Here is a 16791-nt window from a genome sequence, read left to right as displayed (position 1 = left end):
CAAAAAGAAAATGGGGGGCGCATCCCCTGCGGAAACAGCCCCCTGGCGGGAGCAGATGCCCCCGAGGCCGCCGTCCGGCGGCCCACCCATTTCCCCTGGGGGGGAAAATCTCCCCCATTCCGCCCCGGAACACCGAATCCGCCCCCGCGCATACACTATCCCGAGGTGATTTGGGATGACATTGCTGCAAGACGGTTTGATCGCGTTCCTCTCCGCGGTGGGTGTCACCACCCTGGTGTGGATCGTGGCGGGGGCCTTTTTCCGGGCCGGGCGGCCCGCGATCCCGGGGCTGCTGCTGGTGCTGCCCCTGCGGGGCGAGGCACTGGCCATGGAGGCGGACGTGCGGGAGCTGCGGCGGTTGCGGGGACGGCTGCCGGGGGCCAGGATCGTGCTGGCGGACTGCGGCATGACCGCCGACGCCCGGGCATTGGCGGCCTATCTGGCGGACCGGGAGCCCGGTGTGGCCCTGGCGGACGGGGCCGTCATCGACCTGGGCGAACACAACCATACGAAAGAGGAAGCACATGGAAGAGCTGGTCACCTGTGAGGGAACGGTACATAGCGTCATTTTTCAAAACGCCGAAAACGGCTATACGGTCCTGCGCCTCCTGACGGAGGAGGGCGAGGTGATCACCGTGGTGGGCTGCATCCCCTGCGTGGCGCCGGGGGAGCATCTGGCGGTCTCCGGCACTTGGGAGACCCACCCCCAGCATGGGGAGCAGGTCCGGGTGGTGGAGCTGGAGCGGAGCCTGCCGGAGGATGAGGAGGAGATCTTCAGCTATCTGTCCTCCGGCGTCTGCAAAGGCGTGGGCCCTGCCACCGCCCGGCGGATCGTGGAGCGGTTCGGGCCGGAGACATTGGACGTCCTGGAGCGGGAGCCGGAGCGGCTCACCACCCTGAAGGGCATCACCGCCCGCAAGGCCCAGGAGATCGCCGAAAACTATCGCCAGCACATGGGATTGCGGCGGCTGATGGCCTTTCTGGCCCAGTACCAGCTGCCCCCCGTTCTGGCGATGGAGCTGCGGCGGCAGTACGGGGACGCGGCGCTGGAGAAGGTGCGGGAGAACCCCTATCTGCTCTCCGGCGAGGCCTGCGGCGTGGCCTTCTCCGTCACGGACGAGATGGCCATGGGCATGGGGATGGCGGCGGACAGCGACCAGCGGCTCCAGGCGGCGGTGACCTTTGAGCTGAGCCACAACGAGAACAACGGCCATGTGTTCCTGCCCCGGAACAAGCTGATCGCCGCCACCGCCCAGCTGCTGGACTGTGGGACGGATCTGGTGGAGCAGGCGCTGGACAGCCTCATCGACCAGGGGGGCGTGGTCCAGGAGCAGGTGGCCAATGTGGAGGCCTGCTACCTCCGGCGGCTGTGGGAGGCGGAGAGTTCCGCCTGCATCCGCCTGGCGGGACTGCTGGCGGCGGACACGGACCAGAGCCGCCAGGCGGACCGGGCGGTGGACGAGATCGAGGCCCGGCAGGGCATCACCTACGCGCCCCAGCAGCGGCAGGCGGTGGAAAAAGCGGCCCGGTGCGGCGTGCTGATCCTCACCGGCGGACCCGGCACCGGCAAGACCACCACGGTCCGGGGCATCGTGGCCCTGTTCCAGAAGATGGGGCTGGAGATCGTGCTGGCGGCTCCCACCGGCCGGGCGGCCAAGCGGATGAGCGAGCTCACCGGCATGGAGGCCCAGACGGTCCACCGGCTGCTGGGCATGAGCTGGAACGACGCCACCCACCAGGTGACCTTCCAGAAGACGGAGAAGGAGCCCCTGGAGGCGGACGCCGTGATCGTGGACGAGATGAGCATGGTGGACCTCAGCCTGTTCTCCGCCCTGCTGCGGGCCCTGCGGCCCGGCACCCGGCTGGTGCTGGTGGGGGACGCGGACCAGCTGCCCTCCGTGGGGGCGGGGAACGTGTTTTCCGACCTGATCCGCAGCGGCAGGGTGGAGACGGTGTTTCTGCGGGAGGTGTTCCGCCAGGCGGAGCAGTCCGCCATCATCCGCAATGCCCATGCGGTGAACCTGGGCCAGCCGCCCCAGCTCACCAACAACCAGGGGGATTTCTTCTTCCTCTGCCGCCGGGACGCCGAGCGGACCCTCTCCACGGTGGTGGACCTGTGCAAGACCCGGCTGCCGGACCACATGGGAATCCCGGCGGACCAGATCCAGGTGCTCTCTCCCACCCGAAAGGGCCTCAGCGGCACGGAGAACCTGAACCGCTGCCTGCAGGCGGCGCTGAATCCGCCGGCGGCGGACAAGCGGGAGATCCAGTGGGGGGAGCGGGTGTTCCGCACCGGGGACCGGATCATGCAGACGAAGAACAACTACGACGTGGTATGGGAGCGGTCCGACGGCACCGTGGGCACCGGGATGTTCAACGGGGATGTGGGGAAGATCGTGGAGATCGACCCCTCCGGAGAACTGCTGGTGGTGAATTTCGACGACCGGATCGCCACGTACACGCTGGAGATGCTGAACGAGGTGGACCTGGCCTACGCCATGACGGTGCACAAGGCCCAGGGCAGCGAGTACCGGTGCGTGGTGCTGGCGACCATGCCGGCGGCGCCATCGCTGATGGTGCGGGGGGTGCTGTACACGGCCCTGACCCGGGCCCGGGAGCTGCTGATCGTGGTGGGAGACGATGCGGCCATCCGGGCCATGGCGGAAAATGACCGGCAGCAGAGGCGGTATTCGGGGCTCCGGTGGAGGATGGCGCATTTTGCGTTGCCGACGGAGACGGCGTAGGGGCGGTTATCGACCGCCCGGGGAAATGCGGGCCGCCGGCCTCGGGGGGCTGGCTCCCGCCAGGGGGCTGTTCCCACGGGGGTGCGCCCCCCATTCTCTTTTTGGAAGCGCCAAAAAGAGAATGCGCCGCGCCCGGTGGAAGAGAAAAAGCGCATCGGCGGGTCGGTCTGCGCCAGCGCAGACCTCCTGCCGCCGGCGGGGGAAGGTTGGCGGTCTCTTGCGGCAGTCAGGGACGGAAACGCCCGACCCTTGGGGAAACCTTTGGCCCGGGGAAGTCTGGGATACATCCAGCTCCTCTTTTCGCTGCCGCTGGCCGGTGGTCGATGAGAGCTCCAGCAAAGAGCCAACGCAACAGCCTCTGCGAGTGCCCCGGGGAGCGCGTAGCGAAGCGGAACGCGCGGAAAGAGAAGCTGGTCAAATGCGTCCTTGCACCCCGTTGACCTCTGCACCCGCGCCGCGGGAATCCGCTGTCAAGTCTCTGCGGCACCCCGCCGCGCCCGTCGGAGAGCCATCGCGAATCCGCAGGCACCATCTCACGCCGACCCCCGTCGCGCAGCGGGACGCTGCGCTCTAAAGCGTTTTTTCTCTTTGGACCGTGCACGGCCCGTTTCTCTTTTGGCAAGACCAAAAGAGAAATGGGGGGTGCATTGCCCAGCTGGCAACCCAGCTGAATCCCCCGGGCGGTTAATAACCGCCCCTACGACCTCATAGGGCAGTCATCTACAAGGACCCATATGGGTCCCATTTTTTCGCCCGTCCTTTATAGAATAAAGCGAAAATGGACCGAAACAGGTCCTTTTGCGGAGGCGTCTATGGAGGAACAGAAAATCAAGCAGGATATCCGAATTGGGGCCAATATTCGGCGGATTCGGAAGGAACAGGGCATCAGACCAAAGGCGCTGGTCCGCCTGCTGCAGCTGGAGGGTGTGGAGATTACACGGGAATCATTGGTGAAGATTGAGCGCGGAGCACAGCACATCAAGGCGTCCCAGCTTCGGGGCATCCGGGATGCCCTGCACACCACGTATGACGAACTGCTGGCGGAGGCAGAGAAGAGATGAGCCTGCTGTCCAGCCTCCTGGACCTCCTCTTCCCGCCCAAGTGCCCCTTCTGCGGCCGTGTTTTGGACAAACCGGGCATCTGTGATGCCTGCCGGAAGGCCCTCCCCTGGACAGAGGGAGAGGATGCCCTGCGCCGGGGCCCCGGCGGCTTTCGCTGCGCCGCGCCCCTGTGGTATCAGGGCCTGGCCCGGGAGGGTCTCCACCGCTTCAAGTTCCGGGGCATGTCCTCTGCCGCAGGCCCGCTGGGGGAGCTGCTCGCCCAGTGCGCGGCAGAGCACTTTTCCGGAGAGTTCGACACTGTGACCTGGGTGCCCGTCAGCCCCAGGCGGCTGCGGCAGCGGGGCTATGACCAGGCCCGGCTGCTGGCGGAGAGCGCCTGCCGCCTGTGGGACACCACGCCGGTTCCGCTGCTGTGCAAGACCGTCCACAACCCGGCCCAGTCGGGGCTGCGGGAGTCCGCCGCCCGGCGGGCCAACGTGCTGGGAGTCTATGCGCCTGCGTCACCGGAGCAGACCGCCGGAAAGCGGATCCTGCTGGTGGACGACATCTGCACCACCGGCGCCACCCTGATGGAGTGCGCCCGGGTGCTGCGGGAGGCCGGGGCAGAGGACGTGATCTGCGCCGCCGTGGCCCTGACGCCCCTGGAAAAAGGGACCGGCGGGCCGAAAAATGCCTGATCTGGTGGAAAATGTTCACAATTTAGTGTTGCATTCCCAGGAACGTGCCAGTATAATAAAAGCTGTATGATTGTCCGCGGGAAAACCGCTTATACTATAAGACAGAAAGATCAAATGAGGTGGAATCAGTATGTCCATGACGAAGGATATCGGTATCGACTTGGGTACCGCGTCGGTTTTGGTTTATGTGAAGGGAAAAGGGATCGTGCTGAACGAGCCGTCCGTGGTGGCCATGGACAAGACCACCGGTAAGCTGCTGAAGGTGGGCGCTGAGGCCCAGGCCATGCTGGGCCGGACTCCCGGCAACATCATCGCCATCCGCCCCCTGCGGGAGGGCGTCATCTCCGACTACGACATGACGGAGCGGATGCTGCGGGAGTTCATCCACAAGGTGGCCGGCGTGTCCTTCTTCAAGCCCCGGGTCATTATCTGCGTGCCCTCCGGCATCACCGAGGTCGAGGAGCGCGCCGTCATCGACGCCGGCATCCAGGCCGGCGCCCGGAAGGTCTACCTCATTGAAGAGCCCGTGGCCGCCGCCATCGGCGCCGGCATCGACATCACCCAGCCGGACGGCCACATGGTGGTGGACATCGGCGGCGGCACCGCCGACATCGCGGTCATCTCCCTCTCCGGTGTGGTGGAGAGCGCCTCCATCAAGATCGCCGGCGACCAGCTGAACGAGGCCGTGGTGAAATACATGCGCCGCAAGCACAACCTGCTGGTGGGCGAGCGGACGGCCGAGGAGATGAAGAAGCAGATCGGCTGCGTCTTCCCCAAGGACGAGGAGGAGACCATGGATGTGAAGGGCCGCTGCCTGCTGACCGGCCTGCCCAAGGTGGTCACCGTCAGCTCCACGGAGATGATGGACGCCTTTGAGGAGCCGGTGGAGCGGATCATGGAGGCCATCCACTCCGTGCTGGAGCGGACGCCGCCGGAGCTGGTGGCGGACATCTCCACCAACGGCATCGTCATGACCGGCGGCGGCAGCCTGGTGTCCGGCTTTGACAAGCTGGTGACGGCCCGGACCGGCATCCACACGGTGATCGCCGACGATGCCATCAGCTGCGTGGCCCTGGGCACCGGCAAGAGCCTGGACTCCCTGAACTCCATGCAGGACGGTACCATGAATCTTAGCCGCCGCAAGCAGATGAACTGACGCAGCGGCCGCGGGCTGGTGCCCGCGGCCGCTTTTCTCCGCTTCGGGGCGCTGTTGCCAAAACGACTGCGCTCCGGCGGAGCAGGGCATATACTTTCCAGAGAACGATGAGAGGAGCCGGGGTTCCCGGCTGTACGACGAAGAACAAGGAATGACAGTATGCAAGAGTTTAAACCAGTGACCAAGCAGGATGCCCCCCGCCTGCGGCGGTATTATCAGAACTGTGACTATGGCCTGTGTGAATATTCCGTGGGCACCAAGCTCATGTGGAAGAAGTCCCTGCATCCGGCCTGGGCGGAGATCGCCGGCTGTCTGGTGGTCTGCAACGAGATCGACGGACAGGTGGTCTTCGACTACCCGGTCCCCGGCCCGGAGGGGGACGAGGACGCGGCGCTGGAGGCCATCGAGAACGACTGCCTGGAGCGGGGGATCCCCCCGGTGATCTCTGTGGTGCCGGAGTGCAGGGCCGCCAAGCTTCTGAGCCGGTATCCCTATGTCCGGGTCAGCGATGTGCGGACCTGGCGGGACTATGTGTACTACCGGGAGGATCTGCAGTTCTTTGCCGGGCGGCGGTACTCCGGCCAGCGGAATCACATCAACAAGTTCCGCTCCAAGTGGCCGGATGCCGAATTCCGGCCCCTGACGGCGGCGGACGCCCCGGCCATCGAGCGGTTCTGGCAGGACTATGAGGCGGAGTTCCCCAAGGAGAACAATGCCAAGGCGAAAAACGAACTGGATCTGGCCAAGAAGATGCTGAAGATGACCGGCAGGCCTTGCTTCTTCACCGGCGGCATGTTCGACGGGGAGAAGCTGATCGCCCTGTCTCTGGCGGAGAAGTGCGGCGATACCCTCATCATCCACATCGAGAAGGCACTGTACTCCTACACCGGCGTATATCCCACCCTGGTCCAGGCCTTTGCCGATGCCTTCGGCGACGGCTGCCAGTGGATCAACCGGGAGGATGACGCGGCGGACCGGGGTCTCAGGACCTCCAAGCTCCAGTATGGCCCCGCCAAGCTGGCACCCAAATACAGGTTCGATCCCCAGAACGAGCTGCTGAACCATGTGGAGACCATTCCGGAGCTGAAAACGGCCCGGCTGACCCTGTCCGCTCTGACGGAGGCGGACATCCCCGCCTACAACGCCCTGGTGCTGGACCAGGACCGGAACCGCTGGTGGGGCTATGACGACGTGGGGGGCCTGGGCGGCCCTGTGGAGGAGCGGAGCTTCTTTGACGTGGCCCGGCGGGACTTTGAAAACCGGCAGGCGGTGAACTTTGCCGTCCGGCTGGACGGCAAGCTCATCGGCGAGGCGGTGCTGTACCGGTTCGACTGCCGGGGCGGCGCGGAGCTGGGCTGCCGGATCGACAAGGCCTACGCCGGCAGCGGCTACGGCACGGAGGCCTTCGCCGCCGTGGCGGACTGGGGCCTGTACAAGATCCACCTGAGCCGGGTGGTGGCCAAGTGCTACAAGGAGAACCAGGCGTCCTACAAGATGCTGTCGGCCTGCATGCGGAAGAAGGGCGAGGACGATACGTTCTTCTACTTTGAAAAGCTGGTATAACATGATCGCCGCCGGTGCAGATGCACCGGCGGCGGTTTTTGGATTCAATACAGGTCCTCTCTCTGGCAAACAGCGCCCGACGCAAGGCCGAGCACCTCGGCCCTGGACACAGGGACCCGGCAGGAAAAACGCCTTCCGGCCCGGTCCTCCGCCAGCACCCACACCTGGGGCTCTGGAAGGACCTCTCCGCAGCAGAAGACCACCGGCTCCAGTGCCAGGATGCGCAGACGGTCCTCCGCCGGCGCGGGCGTCACAGCAGGTACTCCGGGCCGAAGCTGTGGGGCAGCAGCTCCTCCAGGGTGAAGGTCCGCTCCTCTCCGGCGCCGTTCAGGCAGATGATCTCGATGTTGGGGGCGAACTCCCGCAGCACCTGGCGGCACACGCCGCAGGGGACGCAGAGCCCCTCGCTCCGCCCGGCGATGACGATGCGGACGAAGTTCCGGTGCCCCTCGCTGACGGCCTTGGCCACCGCCGTCCGCTCGGCGCAGATGGTGGGGCCGAAGGCGGCGTTTTCGATGTTGCAGCCGGTGAACACCGTGCCGTCGCTGCACTCCAGGGCGGCGCCCACGGGGAAGTGGGAGTAGGGGATGTAGGCCCGGTCCAGCATGGCGACGGCTGCGGCCTTCAGTTCATCTCGGGTCATGAAAATGCTCCTTTCGTGACAAGCGGTTCAGTCCCCGTGCGCCTTGCCCCGTCGGGCCCACCGGAAACAGAGCACGGCGGCCAGCGTTAGCAGGGCCGTCACGGCGCACAGGGCGAAGAGGTAGGGCGGCGCGTTGGGATAGGTGAGGCTGGGATTGAGTTCCAGCAGCCCGCCGAAGAGGTACAGGCCGAAGGCGACATCGGCGTCGGTGATAAACGTGCCGTCAGGCCTGGTAATGAGGCTGTACAGGCGAACGGTCTCAAACACCATGTACACGGCCAGGACAGACAGCAGGATGCCGGGGACCATGCGCTTTTTCACAGCGGATCTCCTCCTTTACGCCCAGTCGATCTCCCGCTGGGGACGCACTGCTACATCCATGATATCCTTTGCATCATAGAATTGCAAGTACCGGTCCCGGGAATGGCGCAGGGTGGTGCCGTCCGGGTGGAGCCGGTCGCAGATGACGGCGCAGATGTCCTTCTTGATATAGCTGAAGCTCTCGATACCCACGGAGGCAAAGACCCGGAAGCCCTGGCTCTGGAGGTAGCGGAACACCGGGCCGGTGTTCTGCCAGTCGTTGCCGTCGGGGCGCTCCCCGTGGGGGTAGAACAGGATGGTGGTGGGGCCCACTAGGCTGCCCACCTCGTCGAACCACCGCTGGGTGTCTGCCTGGATGGACTCCATGGACTTGGTGCCCAGGCGGATGTGGCCCCAGGTGTGGCTGCCGAAGGTCCAGCCGGTGCGCTTGAGCTCCGCGATGATGGGCTTCACCGCCTCGATCTCCTTCTGACGGTTGGCCTCCTGGGCCTCGGTCCAGCTCTTGGTGTCCGTCTGAGTCCGGTAGCCCAGGATGCCCTGGTAGCCGGTGAGGCTCAGGCAGCCCTTGGCGCCGAAGGGGGAGAAGTCCGGATGCTCCTCCACGAACTTGTCCAGGATGGGGATGGCGTCCAGGTCCCGGCTGACCACCTCATTGCCCTGGGGGTCCTTGCCCCAGGAGGCGATCTTGCCGTCCTCGCCGATGATCAGCTTGTAGGCAAAGCCGTTCTGGAGCATATAGTCGTAGTAATTGGTGTCGTCGTAGGAGAGGATCAGGGGCTTTTTGCCCTCCGGCAGGTAGAGGGTGTTCTTCACCATCTTGGGCTGACCGTCCTCGCCGGTGGTCTCGCTCCACACATCGCCGATGTCCACCAGAACATAGCCCTTGTCATAGACGCTCTGGAGGATCTTGTTGTACTCGTCCACCGTCACCATGTAGTCGTCCAGGCCGTTGGCCTGGGCGTCCCCGTCGAAGGCCAGCTCCGGATAGGCGATGACGGGATGGAAGAACAGATGCTCCACAATGCCGTCATAGGCCACATAGGTCACCCCGTCCCGGACGCCGCCCTCCGGCATCACGGTGGGGTCCAGGATGTCATAGGGCTCCGGCTCCGGGGGCAGGACCTCCACGGGCTCGCCGCCGGGATCCTCCGTGTCCTCCTCCGGGACGGAGGCGTCCTGACCGCCGCAGGCGGTCAGAGAGAGCAGCGTCAGCACAGCAAGCAGCAGGGCAGTGAAACGGCGCATAATGGGATGTTCCTTTCTGTCGAAATTTGTCGCTGCCAATAGTATAGCAGGAACCCGCCAGGAAAGAACAACAAAAAAATGACAAAATAAAGACAGGGCGGCAACGGCCGCCCTGCCGGGGAGAGGAAGGCTCTGTCAGCGTTTGTCGCCGGGGCGGAAGATGGCCGCCATCACCACACCGGCCACCACAGCCGCGGCAATGCCGCCGGCCGCCGCCGTGAGACCGCCGGTAAAGACGCCGATCCAGCCGTCGGCGGCCACCGCCTCCCGGACGCCCTTGGCCAGGTTGTGGCCGAAGCCCGTCAGGGGCACCGTGGCCCCGGCTCCGCCCCACTCCGCCAGGGGCTCATACAGCCCCAGGGCGCTGAGCAGCACGCCCGCCACCACATATCCGGTGAGGATGCGGGCGGGGGTCAGCCGGGTCTTGTCGATGATGATCTGCCCGATGGCACACAGGATGCCGCCGCAGAGAAATGCATTGAGATATTCCATGGCCTGCCTCCGTCTGGGGAGATATCCCCGGGTTGACAGTGTCAGTATGCCCCGAAACGGGCGGAGTATGCCGGAGGGCCGGGATCCATCGGATCCCGGCCCCCGCGGCAGTGAATGTGCATATGGGCACGGGAGGAGGTGCTCACTCTGCATCCTGCAGGGCGTCGTAGCCCTCCTCGCCGGTCCGGACTTTGATGACGTTCTCCACGTCGGAGACAAAGATCTTGCCGTCGCCGATATGGCCGGTGTACAGCACTTTCTTGGCGGTCTCCACCACCAGGCGCACCGGCAGCCTGCACACCACGATGGACACCTGGATGCTGGGCAGCATGGTGGCTTCCACCTTGGCGCCCCGGAAGTAGCCCTCGGTCTTGCCCCGCTGCTCACCGCAGCCCATGACGTTGATGGCGGTCATGCCGGTGATGCCGATGTCGAACATGGCCCGCTTCAGGGCGTCGAACCGCTCCATTTTGCAGAGGATGTCCACACGGGTCATCTTGACGCCGCCGGAAGAGACAGGGGCCGTGCCCGCCGGGGCGGCGGATACCACCTCCACCGGCACGGCCTCCTGCACCGGGACCGGCGCTGCGCCGGGAGCGGCGTCCGGCACGGCGGCGCCGTCCGGAGTGTCGTCGTAGACGAAGGCGAAACCGCCGTAAGCAGAGGGCAGGCCGTGTTCGGTGATATCCAGGCCCTTGACCTCCTCCTCGGGGGAGACCCGCAGGCCCACAGTGTGCTTGAGCACCTGGAACACGATGGTGATGGTGACGGCGGTCCACACCGCTGTGACCGCCACCCCCAAGCACTGGACGCCGAAGAACTGGAAGCCGCCGCCGTAGAACACGCCGCCGTCCACCGCCAGCAGACCGGTGAGCAGCGTGCCCGCCGCGCCGCAGACGCCGTGGACGGAGATGGCGCCCACCGGGTCGTCGATCTTCAGCACGGAGTCGAAGAAGTTCACGGAGATGGGCAGCAGGAGCCCGGCTGCGATGCCGATGACGGTGGCGCCGCCGATGGATACCGCGTCACATCCGGCGGTGACGGCCACCAGCCCCGCCAGGGCGGCGTTCATGGTCATGCCCACGTCCGGCTTTCCGTAGCGGAGCCAGGTGTAGATCATAGTGACGCAGCAGGCCACCGCAGCGGACATGTTGGTGTTGACGAAGATCAGCCCGGCGGAGACCAGGGTGTCGTCCCCGGTCATGGAGACGGTGGAGGCTCCGTTGAACCCGAACCAGCAGAACCACAGGATGAACACGCCCAGCGCCCCCAGGGACAGGTTGTGACCCAGGATCGCCCGGGGCCTGCCGTCCTTGTCGTACTTGCCCAGCCGGGGGCCCAGGGTGGCGGCGCCGATGCAGGCGCAGATGCCGCCCACCATGTGGACCGCCGTGGAGCCTGCAAAGTCGTGGAAGCCCAGGTCACTGAGCCAGCCGCCGCCCCAGATCCAGTGGCCGGAGACGGGGTAGATGAAGGCGGAGATGCAGAAGGAATAGATGCAGTAGGAGACGAATTTCGTCCGCTCCGCCATGGAGCCGGAGACGATGGTGGCGGATGTGGCGCAGAAGACCGTCTGGAAGATCAGATAGGCGAACAGGGGCACGCCCTCCGGCAGGATGGCGGAGTAATCGCCCCGGACCATGGGGTCCAGACCGCCGATCAGGGCCCCGCCGCCGGCGAACATCAGGCCGAAGCCCAGCAGCCAGTAGACCGGCGTGCCGATGCAGAAGTCCATCAGGTTCTTCATGAGGATGTTGCCCGTGTTCTTGGCCCGGGTGAAGCCGGCCTCGCACATGGCAAAGCCCGCCTGCATGAGAAAGACCATGGCAGCGCCCACCAGGACCCAGATGGTGTTGACAGATGAATACATTGCGTTCCCTCCTAGATCACCACGGGCGGCGGCCGCGCGTCACGCCGCGCCTTGGAACAAATACAGGCAAGGGCGTCTGTGAGATGGTCTCACAGGCGCCCTTGCCTTTAATGGAGAACACTTTATCACGGCAGGCGGACAGCGTCAAGGCACTTTCTTCACAAGAAATTTGCTGGATTCGTCAAAAATTTATCCGAAATTTATATAGGTTGACCAATCACTCCCGGACAGCACACAGCCGGACCGCGTGACAGATGGAGGGGATGGACTCCCCCTGGCCGGAGGAGGTGGGGGACAGCAGCGCCCCGGTGGGGGCGAAGAGGATGGTCTTCCACTTGCCCTCCCGCATCTTCCGCAGGAGATAGCCGTTGAGGACGGAGGCGGAGCAGCCGCAGCCGGAGGCGCCGGCGTGCATGTCCTGGTGCTTCCGGTCATAGAGCAGCAGGCCGCAGTCCTGGAACTGGGGACCCAGATCCACGCCGTCCCGGCGGAAGAAGTCCCGGACGATGTCATGGCCCAGCTCCCCCAGGTCGCCGGTGATGATGAGGTCGAAGTCCGCGGGACGATACCCGGTGTCCCGGAAGAAGGCGGAGAGGGTGTCATAGGCCGCCGGGGCCATGGCGGCGCCCATGTTGTTGGCGTCGGCGATGCCCTTGTCCACGATCCGGCCGCAGGTGACATGGGTGACATAGGGGCCGGGGCCGTCGCTGCCCAGGATGGTGCAGCCGGCGGCCGTGGCGGTCCACTGGGCGGTGGGGGTCCGCTGGCTGCCGTAGGGCACCGGCATCCGGTACTGCCGTTCGGCGGTGCAGAAGTGGGAGGAGGTCAGGGCGGCGGCCCGGTCGGCGTAGCCGCCGTCGATCAGCAGGGACGCCAGGCTCAGACTCTCCCCCATGGTGGAGCAGGCGCCGTAGAGCCCGTAAAAGGGGATGCGGAAGTCCCGCAGGCCGAAGGAGGAGCCGATGCACTGGTTCAGCAGGTCCCCGGCCAGGATATAGTCCAGATCGCCGGGGGTCAGCTCCGCCTTCTGCAGCGCCCGCTGCAGGACGGCTTTCTGCATGGCGGACTCCGCCTTCTCCCAGGTCTTTTCCCCGAAGAAGGAGTCGGGGTTGATCTCGTCGAAATAGTCTGCCAGGGGGCCCTGGCCCTCGAATTTCCCGCCGATGTTGGCGAAGGAGAGGACGGAGGGGGGATGGGCCAGGGCCACGGTCTGCCGGCCCAGACGCTTGTCGTTCATGGTGCGCCGCCTCGCTTTCATTGGCTTCTGTCCCACAGTTTGCCCCCCAATGGGCAAAAATATGAGGCCCGGCAAGGGCCGGGCCTCTGGGCGTTTATTCAGCTTCGTATTGAAAGGGCAGGCCGCAGGCGTAGCAGGCGTTCCGGTTGCCCTTCTGGCGGCGGCCGCAGCGGGGGCAGGCGATGACCTCCTCCGTCCGGGCAGGGAATATGGCGGGGGTATCCGGCGGCAGATTTGAGGCCTCCGGATCCTCAGGCTCCTCCGGCATTGGAGGGAGAATGCCGTGCTGGGAGAGGATCTTCTCCAGCGCCAGCAGCTGGTCCTCCAGCTCCGTGATCCGCGTTTTCAGCCGCTCGATCTCCTTGTCCTGCCGCAGGACATCGGCATGGGAGCTGCTGGCGGAGCTGTTCAGCTCATCCAGCTGGTCCAGCATGTCCGCATGGAGAAACAGATCTGGTTTCAGATACCAGGGAAGGCCCATGACGCCACCTCCGTTTGCTCCATCATAGCACAGAAAAATCGACTTGAACAGCCCTCTTTTCAGGGAAAACCGGCAGTTAGCCTACGCTAATGTTCAAAAAGCTCTGTACAATGGTTCCCCGGGGTGGTATAATTTTCATCTAATGGAAACATCCAAGCCAGGAGGCGCATACCATGAGTGAAGAGATGCGGACATTCGGATACCTGTGCCCTCAGTGCGGCAAGACCGTCATGGGGACCCGGTCCGTCTTTGCGCTGGAGGCCTCCAACGCGGAGGTGGAGTGCGCCTGCGGCAAGTCCGCCCTGAAGGTGGCGTTCGACGGGACGGAGTATCACATCTATGTCCCCTGCGGCATCTGCGGGGAGACCCACGAGGCCCACTGTCCGCCGGAGCGGGTGCTCCACGGCGCCACGGCCCTGGGCTGCGCAAAGACCAAGCAGTTCTGCTGCTTCATCGGCCCGGAGGGCACGGTGGAGAAGAACCTGCGGGACCTGGCGGTGCTTGCGGAAAAGGAGCACCAGCAGCAGGAGGACGGGGAAGAGGCCTTCGTGGACAACGTCATCATGTATGAGATTCTGTCGGAGCTGAAGGACATCGCCGCCCGGCCGGACGGCATCACCTGCGCCTGCGGCAGCAGGCGGTACGGCATGGAGATCCGCCGAAGCGCCGTGGACCTGATCTGCCGGGACTGCGGCGCCAAGCTGCGGATCCCCGCCGCCACGGACCGGGATCTGGACGACCTGTGCTGCCACATGAAGCTGGTGATCCCGGGCAGGCGGGATTGATCTGCCCGGCCGTTTGCGCCGCTTCCGCGGGGCGGGTCACCTGCCCCCGCAGCAAAGCCCACGCCGCCGGAAGGCGGCTTTTTCCTGGCCGGTCCTGCCGGCCTGAATGAGAATCCGGGGCATGCGCCCCATGGAAAGAGAGGGATCTGCCGTGATCTCACTGCTGGCACGGCTGTTCATCAAACCGGATCCGGCCCGGGAGGAGCCGGAGACCCGCAGGGCCTACGGCGTCCTCTGCGGAGTCGTAGGCATCTGCCTGAATGTGCTGCTGTTCGCCGGGAAGTTCCTGGCAGGCACCCTGTCCGGGTCCATCGCCATCACGGCGGACGCCTTCAACAACCTGTCGGACGCCGGGTCCTCCTTCGTGACGCTGGTGGGCTTTCAGCTGGCGGGACAGAAGCCGGACTCGGAGCACCCCTTCGGCCACGGGCGGATGGAGTACGTCTCCGGCCTGGCGGTGTCGGTGCTCATCCTGCTGATGGGCCTGGAGCTGGGCAAGACCTCCATCGACAAGATCCTCCACCCGGAGCCGGTGGATACCAGCCCGCTGATCTTCGGCATCCTCTGCGTGTCCATCGCCGTGAAGCTGTACATGTTCCTCTACAACCGCCGGCTGGGGAAAAAGCTGAGCTCCCCGGCCATGGAGGCCACGGCCATGGACTCTCTCAGCGACAGCGTGGCCACGGCGGCGGTGCTGGTGGCCACCCTGGTGGGCCGCTTCACGGGGCTGAAGATCGACGGCTGGTGCGGCGTGCTGGTGGCGGCCTTCATCCTCTGGTCCGGCATCAATGCCGTGAAGGACACCCTGGATCCCCTGCTGGGCACGCCGCCCACCCATGAGTTCGTCCAGCGCATCCGGGACCTGGTGATGGCCCATGGCACCATCCTGGGCATCCACGACCTGATCGTCCACGACTACGGCCCCGGCCGGGTGATGATCTCCCTCCACGCGGAGGTGCCCGCCAACGAGGATGTGCTGGCCCTCCACGATGAGATCGACAACGTGGAGAAGGAGCTGCGGGAGAAGCTGGGCTGCGACGCGGTGATCCATATGGACCCGGTGGTGACGGACGACGGCGTCACGGAGGAGACCCGGCACCGTGTCCAGACCCTGGTCCACTGCATCGACGACGCCATCGACATCCACGACTTCCGCATGGTGTCCGGTCCCACCCACACCAATCTGATCTTCGACGCCGTGGTGCCCTTCGGCTTCCGCCTCACGGACCAGGAGGTGGAGGAGAAGATCCGGAAGGCCGTGCGGGCGCTGGACGGCAACTACTACGCGGTGGTGAACGTGGAGCGGTCTTATACCTGAAAGACGCAGCAAGGCGGCGGGCGCACAGCGCCCGCCGCCTGTTTCTGCGGAAAATGATCTAGTCTGTGCCGAACTCCATGTTGGCATAGATCCGCTCCATGCGGTCATCAGGGAAATGCTGGTCAAAGAACGTGTCCACGGCAGAGGCGGGAGGATCCCCCTGCACCCGCTCGGACCAGCGGTCCACGGCCAGCAGGCTCACAGCACAGTCGAAGACCATGAACACCGTGAGGACCCAGGTGAGGATCCTGCCGAACCGGTTGGGGATCTTCAGGATCACCTGGGCGGTGCGGGGATAGATGCTCTTGATCCACAGGACCCCCAGGATGCCCCAGAACAGGGAGTACAGCAGGCAGATGCGGCCGTTGAGGTTGAAGGGCATATGGCTGTAGTCCCAGGAGGTGGAGCCGAACAGCGTCTCCTGTCCCCAGGAGAGCAGATACTCGATGACACTGCCCACAAGGGCCCCGCCGAAAAAGGAGATGGAGGAGCTGCGGTTGCGGTAGCGGTACAGCGTCAGCGTCATGATCACTGCGCCGATGCCGTAGACGGGGTTGAAGGGGCCGTAAACCAGGCCGGAGCGGCTTTCCAGATACCCGTTGCGGAACAGGCACCACAGCAGCTCCACCACCACGCCGGCAAAGCTGCCGGCGATGCAGATCAGGGCCACCTTGTAGAAGTTGACGCCGGAGGCGAAGCTGTCCGCCCGCTCTTCCTCCAGATCGATGACAGAGTTGGCGGGGGCATGGCGGAACAGGCCCTTCCGCCGGGAGCTCTCCTGCCCCTCCCGCAGGCGGGTGGTCAGCTCGTCGGCCCTGTCGGAGGCCCACTGGTGCGCCTGCCGCAGGGAGGCGGCGGCCTCCTTCAGCGTCTCTGTCTCCTGCGTTACCTCGGCCCGCAGAACGGCCTGCTCCTCCGCGGAGAGCTCCTGCTGCGCGGCGAGCCGCTCATAGTATCCCTCATACCGGACCTCCAGCGCTTTCTCGAAGCGCAGGACGTCCTGGCTGTATCCCAACAGATCTTTTTCTTCCATAGGCACCTCCTGTCGAATCCTGCCGAACACCGGAAAGTGTACCATAACTCCGGGCGAAGAGCAACCCGTATCAGCAAAAGAGGGGCCGGGGAGGCCCGCAAAGGGGGAATTGCCTTCCGCCGGACGGCGTGATACAATCGGGGCAGACAGACCCTGCGGCCCGGT

17 protein-coding genes are annotated in these 16791 nt (G+C 65.2%); 8 read left to right on the top strand and 9 right to left on the bottom strand.

Annotated elements, in window-relative coordinates; all coding sequences use genetic code 11:
* The first annotated feature begins 175 nt into the window (after positions 1–175).
* The 6 genes from H9X91_RS10690 to H9X91_RS10665 all read left to right on the top strand — a co-directional run bounded on the left by H9X91_RS10690 (position 176) and on the right by H9X91_RS10665 (position 7201).
* Positions 176–547 carry a hypothetical protein gene (locus tag H9X91_RS10690; protein WP_204804952.1) on the top strand — a complete coding sequence of 124 codons (372 nt, stop codon included), beginning with the start codon at positions 176–178 and terminating at the stop codon, positions 545–547.
* Positions 525–2744, top strand: coding sequence for an SF1B family DNA helicase RecD2 (recD2, locus tag H9X91_RS10685; protein ID WP_204804951.1), 2220 nt, complete (start codon positions 525–527; stop codon positions 2742–2744). The genes H9X91_RS10690 and recD2 overlap by 23 nt, the downstream gene beginning before the upstream one ends.
* An 812-nt stretch (positions 2745–3556) precedes the next feature.
* Entirely contained in the window at positions 3557–3805 is a 249-nt protein-coding gene (locus H9X91_RS10680) for a helix-turn-helix domain-containing protein (RefSeq protein ID WP_204804950.1), read from the top strand.
* A complete protein-coding gene (locus tag H9X91_RS10675; protein WP_204804949.1) occupies positions 3802–4482 on the top strand; it encodes a ComF family protein in 681 nt (226 codons plus the stop codon). Before H9X91_RS10680 ends, H9X91_RS10675 begins: the two co-directional genes overlap by 4 nt.
* Positions 4483–4612: 130 nt before the next feature.
* Positions 4613–5638, top strand: coding sequence for a rod shape-determining protein (gene mreB, locus H9X91_RS10670; protein ID WP_204804947.1), 1026 nt, complete (start codon positions 4613–4615; stop codon positions 5636–5638).
* Positions 5639–5797: 159 nt separating this feature from the next.
* The gene (locus H9X91_RS10665; RefSeq protein WP_204804946.1) at positions 5798–7201 is read left to right on the top strand and encodes a GNAT family N-acetyltransferase; all 1404 of its coding nucleotides are present in this window, start codon (positions 5798–5800) and stop codon (positions 7199–7201) included.
* Between the two features lie 44 nt (positions 7202–7245).
* Here H9X91_RS10665 and H9X91_RS10660 read toward each other — a convergent pair whose 3' ends face one another.
* The 8 genes from H9X91_RS10660 to H9X91_RS10625 form a co-directional block, all read right to left on the bottom strand.
* On the bottom strand, positions 7246–7455 hold the full coding sequence (locus tag H9X91_RS10660) for a hypothetical protein (RefSeq protein WP_204804945.1): 210 nt from the start codon (positions 7453–7455) through the stop codon (positions 7246–7248).
* Positions 7452–7844, bottom strand: a complete 393-nt coding sequence (cdd, locus tag H9X91_RS10655) for a cytidine deaminase (RefSeq protein ID WP_204804944.1) — start codon at positions 7842–7844, stop codon at positions 7452–7454. The genes H9X91_RS10660 and cdd overlap by 4 nt, the downstream gene beginning before the upstream one ends.
* A 27-nt stretch (positions 7845–7871) precedes the next feature.
* Complete coding sequence (locus H9X91_RS10650) at positions 7872–8165, bottom strand: hypothetical protein (protein WP_204804943.1); 294 nt, start codon at positions 8163–8165, stop codon at positions 7872–7874.
* Between the two features lie 15 nt (positions 8166–8180).
* Positions 8181–9410: a polysaccharide deacetylase family protein gene (locus H9X91_RS10645; protein WP_204804942.1), complete on the bottom strand. Its 1230-nt coding sequence runs from the start codon at positions 9408–9410 to the stop codon at positions 8181–8183.
* A 135-nt stretch (positions 9411–9545) separates the two neighbouring features.
* Complete coding sequence (gene spoVAE, locus H9X91_RS10640; RefSeq protein ID WP_204804941.1) at positions 9546–9902, bottom strand: stage V sporulation protein AE; 357 nt, start codon at positions 9900–9902, stop codon at positions 9546–9548.
* Between the two features lie 142 nt (positions 9903–10044).
* Entirely contained in the window at positions 10045–11772 is a 1728-nt protein-coding gene (locus H9X91_RS10635; RefSeq protein ID WP_204804939.1) for an ammonium transporter, read from the bottom strand.
* A 217-nt stretch (positions 11773–11989) separates the two neighbouring features.
* A complete protein-coding gene (gene spoVAD / locus H9X91_RS10630; protein WP_204804937.1) occupies positions 11990–13009 on the bottom strand; it encodes a stage V sporulation protein AD in 1020 nt (339 codons plus the stop codon).
* A gap of 94 nt (positions 13010–13103) precedes the next feature.
* The gene (locus H9X91_RS10625; protein ID WP_204804935.1) at positions 13104–13490 is read right to left on the bottom strand and encodes a hypothetical protein; all 387 of its coding nucleotides are present in this window, start codon (positions 13488–13490) and stop codon (positions 13104–13106) included.
* 173 nt (positions 13491–13663) lie between these two features.
* On the opposite strand from H9X91_RS10625, the gene H9X91_RS10620 reads away from it, so the two are divergent.
* Together H9X91_RS10620 and H9X91_RS10615 are read left to right on the top strand one after the other, a co-directional pair.
* Complete coding sequence (locus H9X91_RS10620) at positions 13664–14275, top strand: hypothetical protein (protein WP_204804933.1); 612 nt, start codon at positions 13664–13666, stop codon at positions 14273–14275.
* A gap of 151 nt (positions 14276–14426) precedes the next feature.
* Positions 14427–15593, top strand: coding sequence for a cation diffusion facilitator family transporter (locus H9X91_RS10615; protein WP_204804931.1), 1167 nt, complete (start codon positions 14427–14429; stop codon positions 15591–15593).
* Positions 15594–15651: 58 nt separating this feature from the next.
* Here H9X91_RS10615 and H9X91_RS10610 read toward each other — a convergent pair whose 3' ends face one another.
* Complete coding sequence (locus H9X91_RS10610; RefSeq protein ID WP_204804929.1) at positions 15652–16626, bottom strand: putative ABC transporter permease; 975 nt, start codon at positions 16624–16626, stop codon at positions 15652–15654.
* Positions 16627–16791: the final 165 nt, after the last annotated feature.

This window comes from Oscillibacter valericigenes (assembly GCF_016902445.1).
Classification (GTDB): Bacteria; Bacillota; Clostridia; order Oscillospirales; family Oscillospiraceae; genus Oscillibacter; species Oscillibacter avistercoris.
The sequence above is the reverse complement of the archived record's forward strand: the minus strand, read 5'-3'. Positions and strand labels throughout refer to the sequence as shown.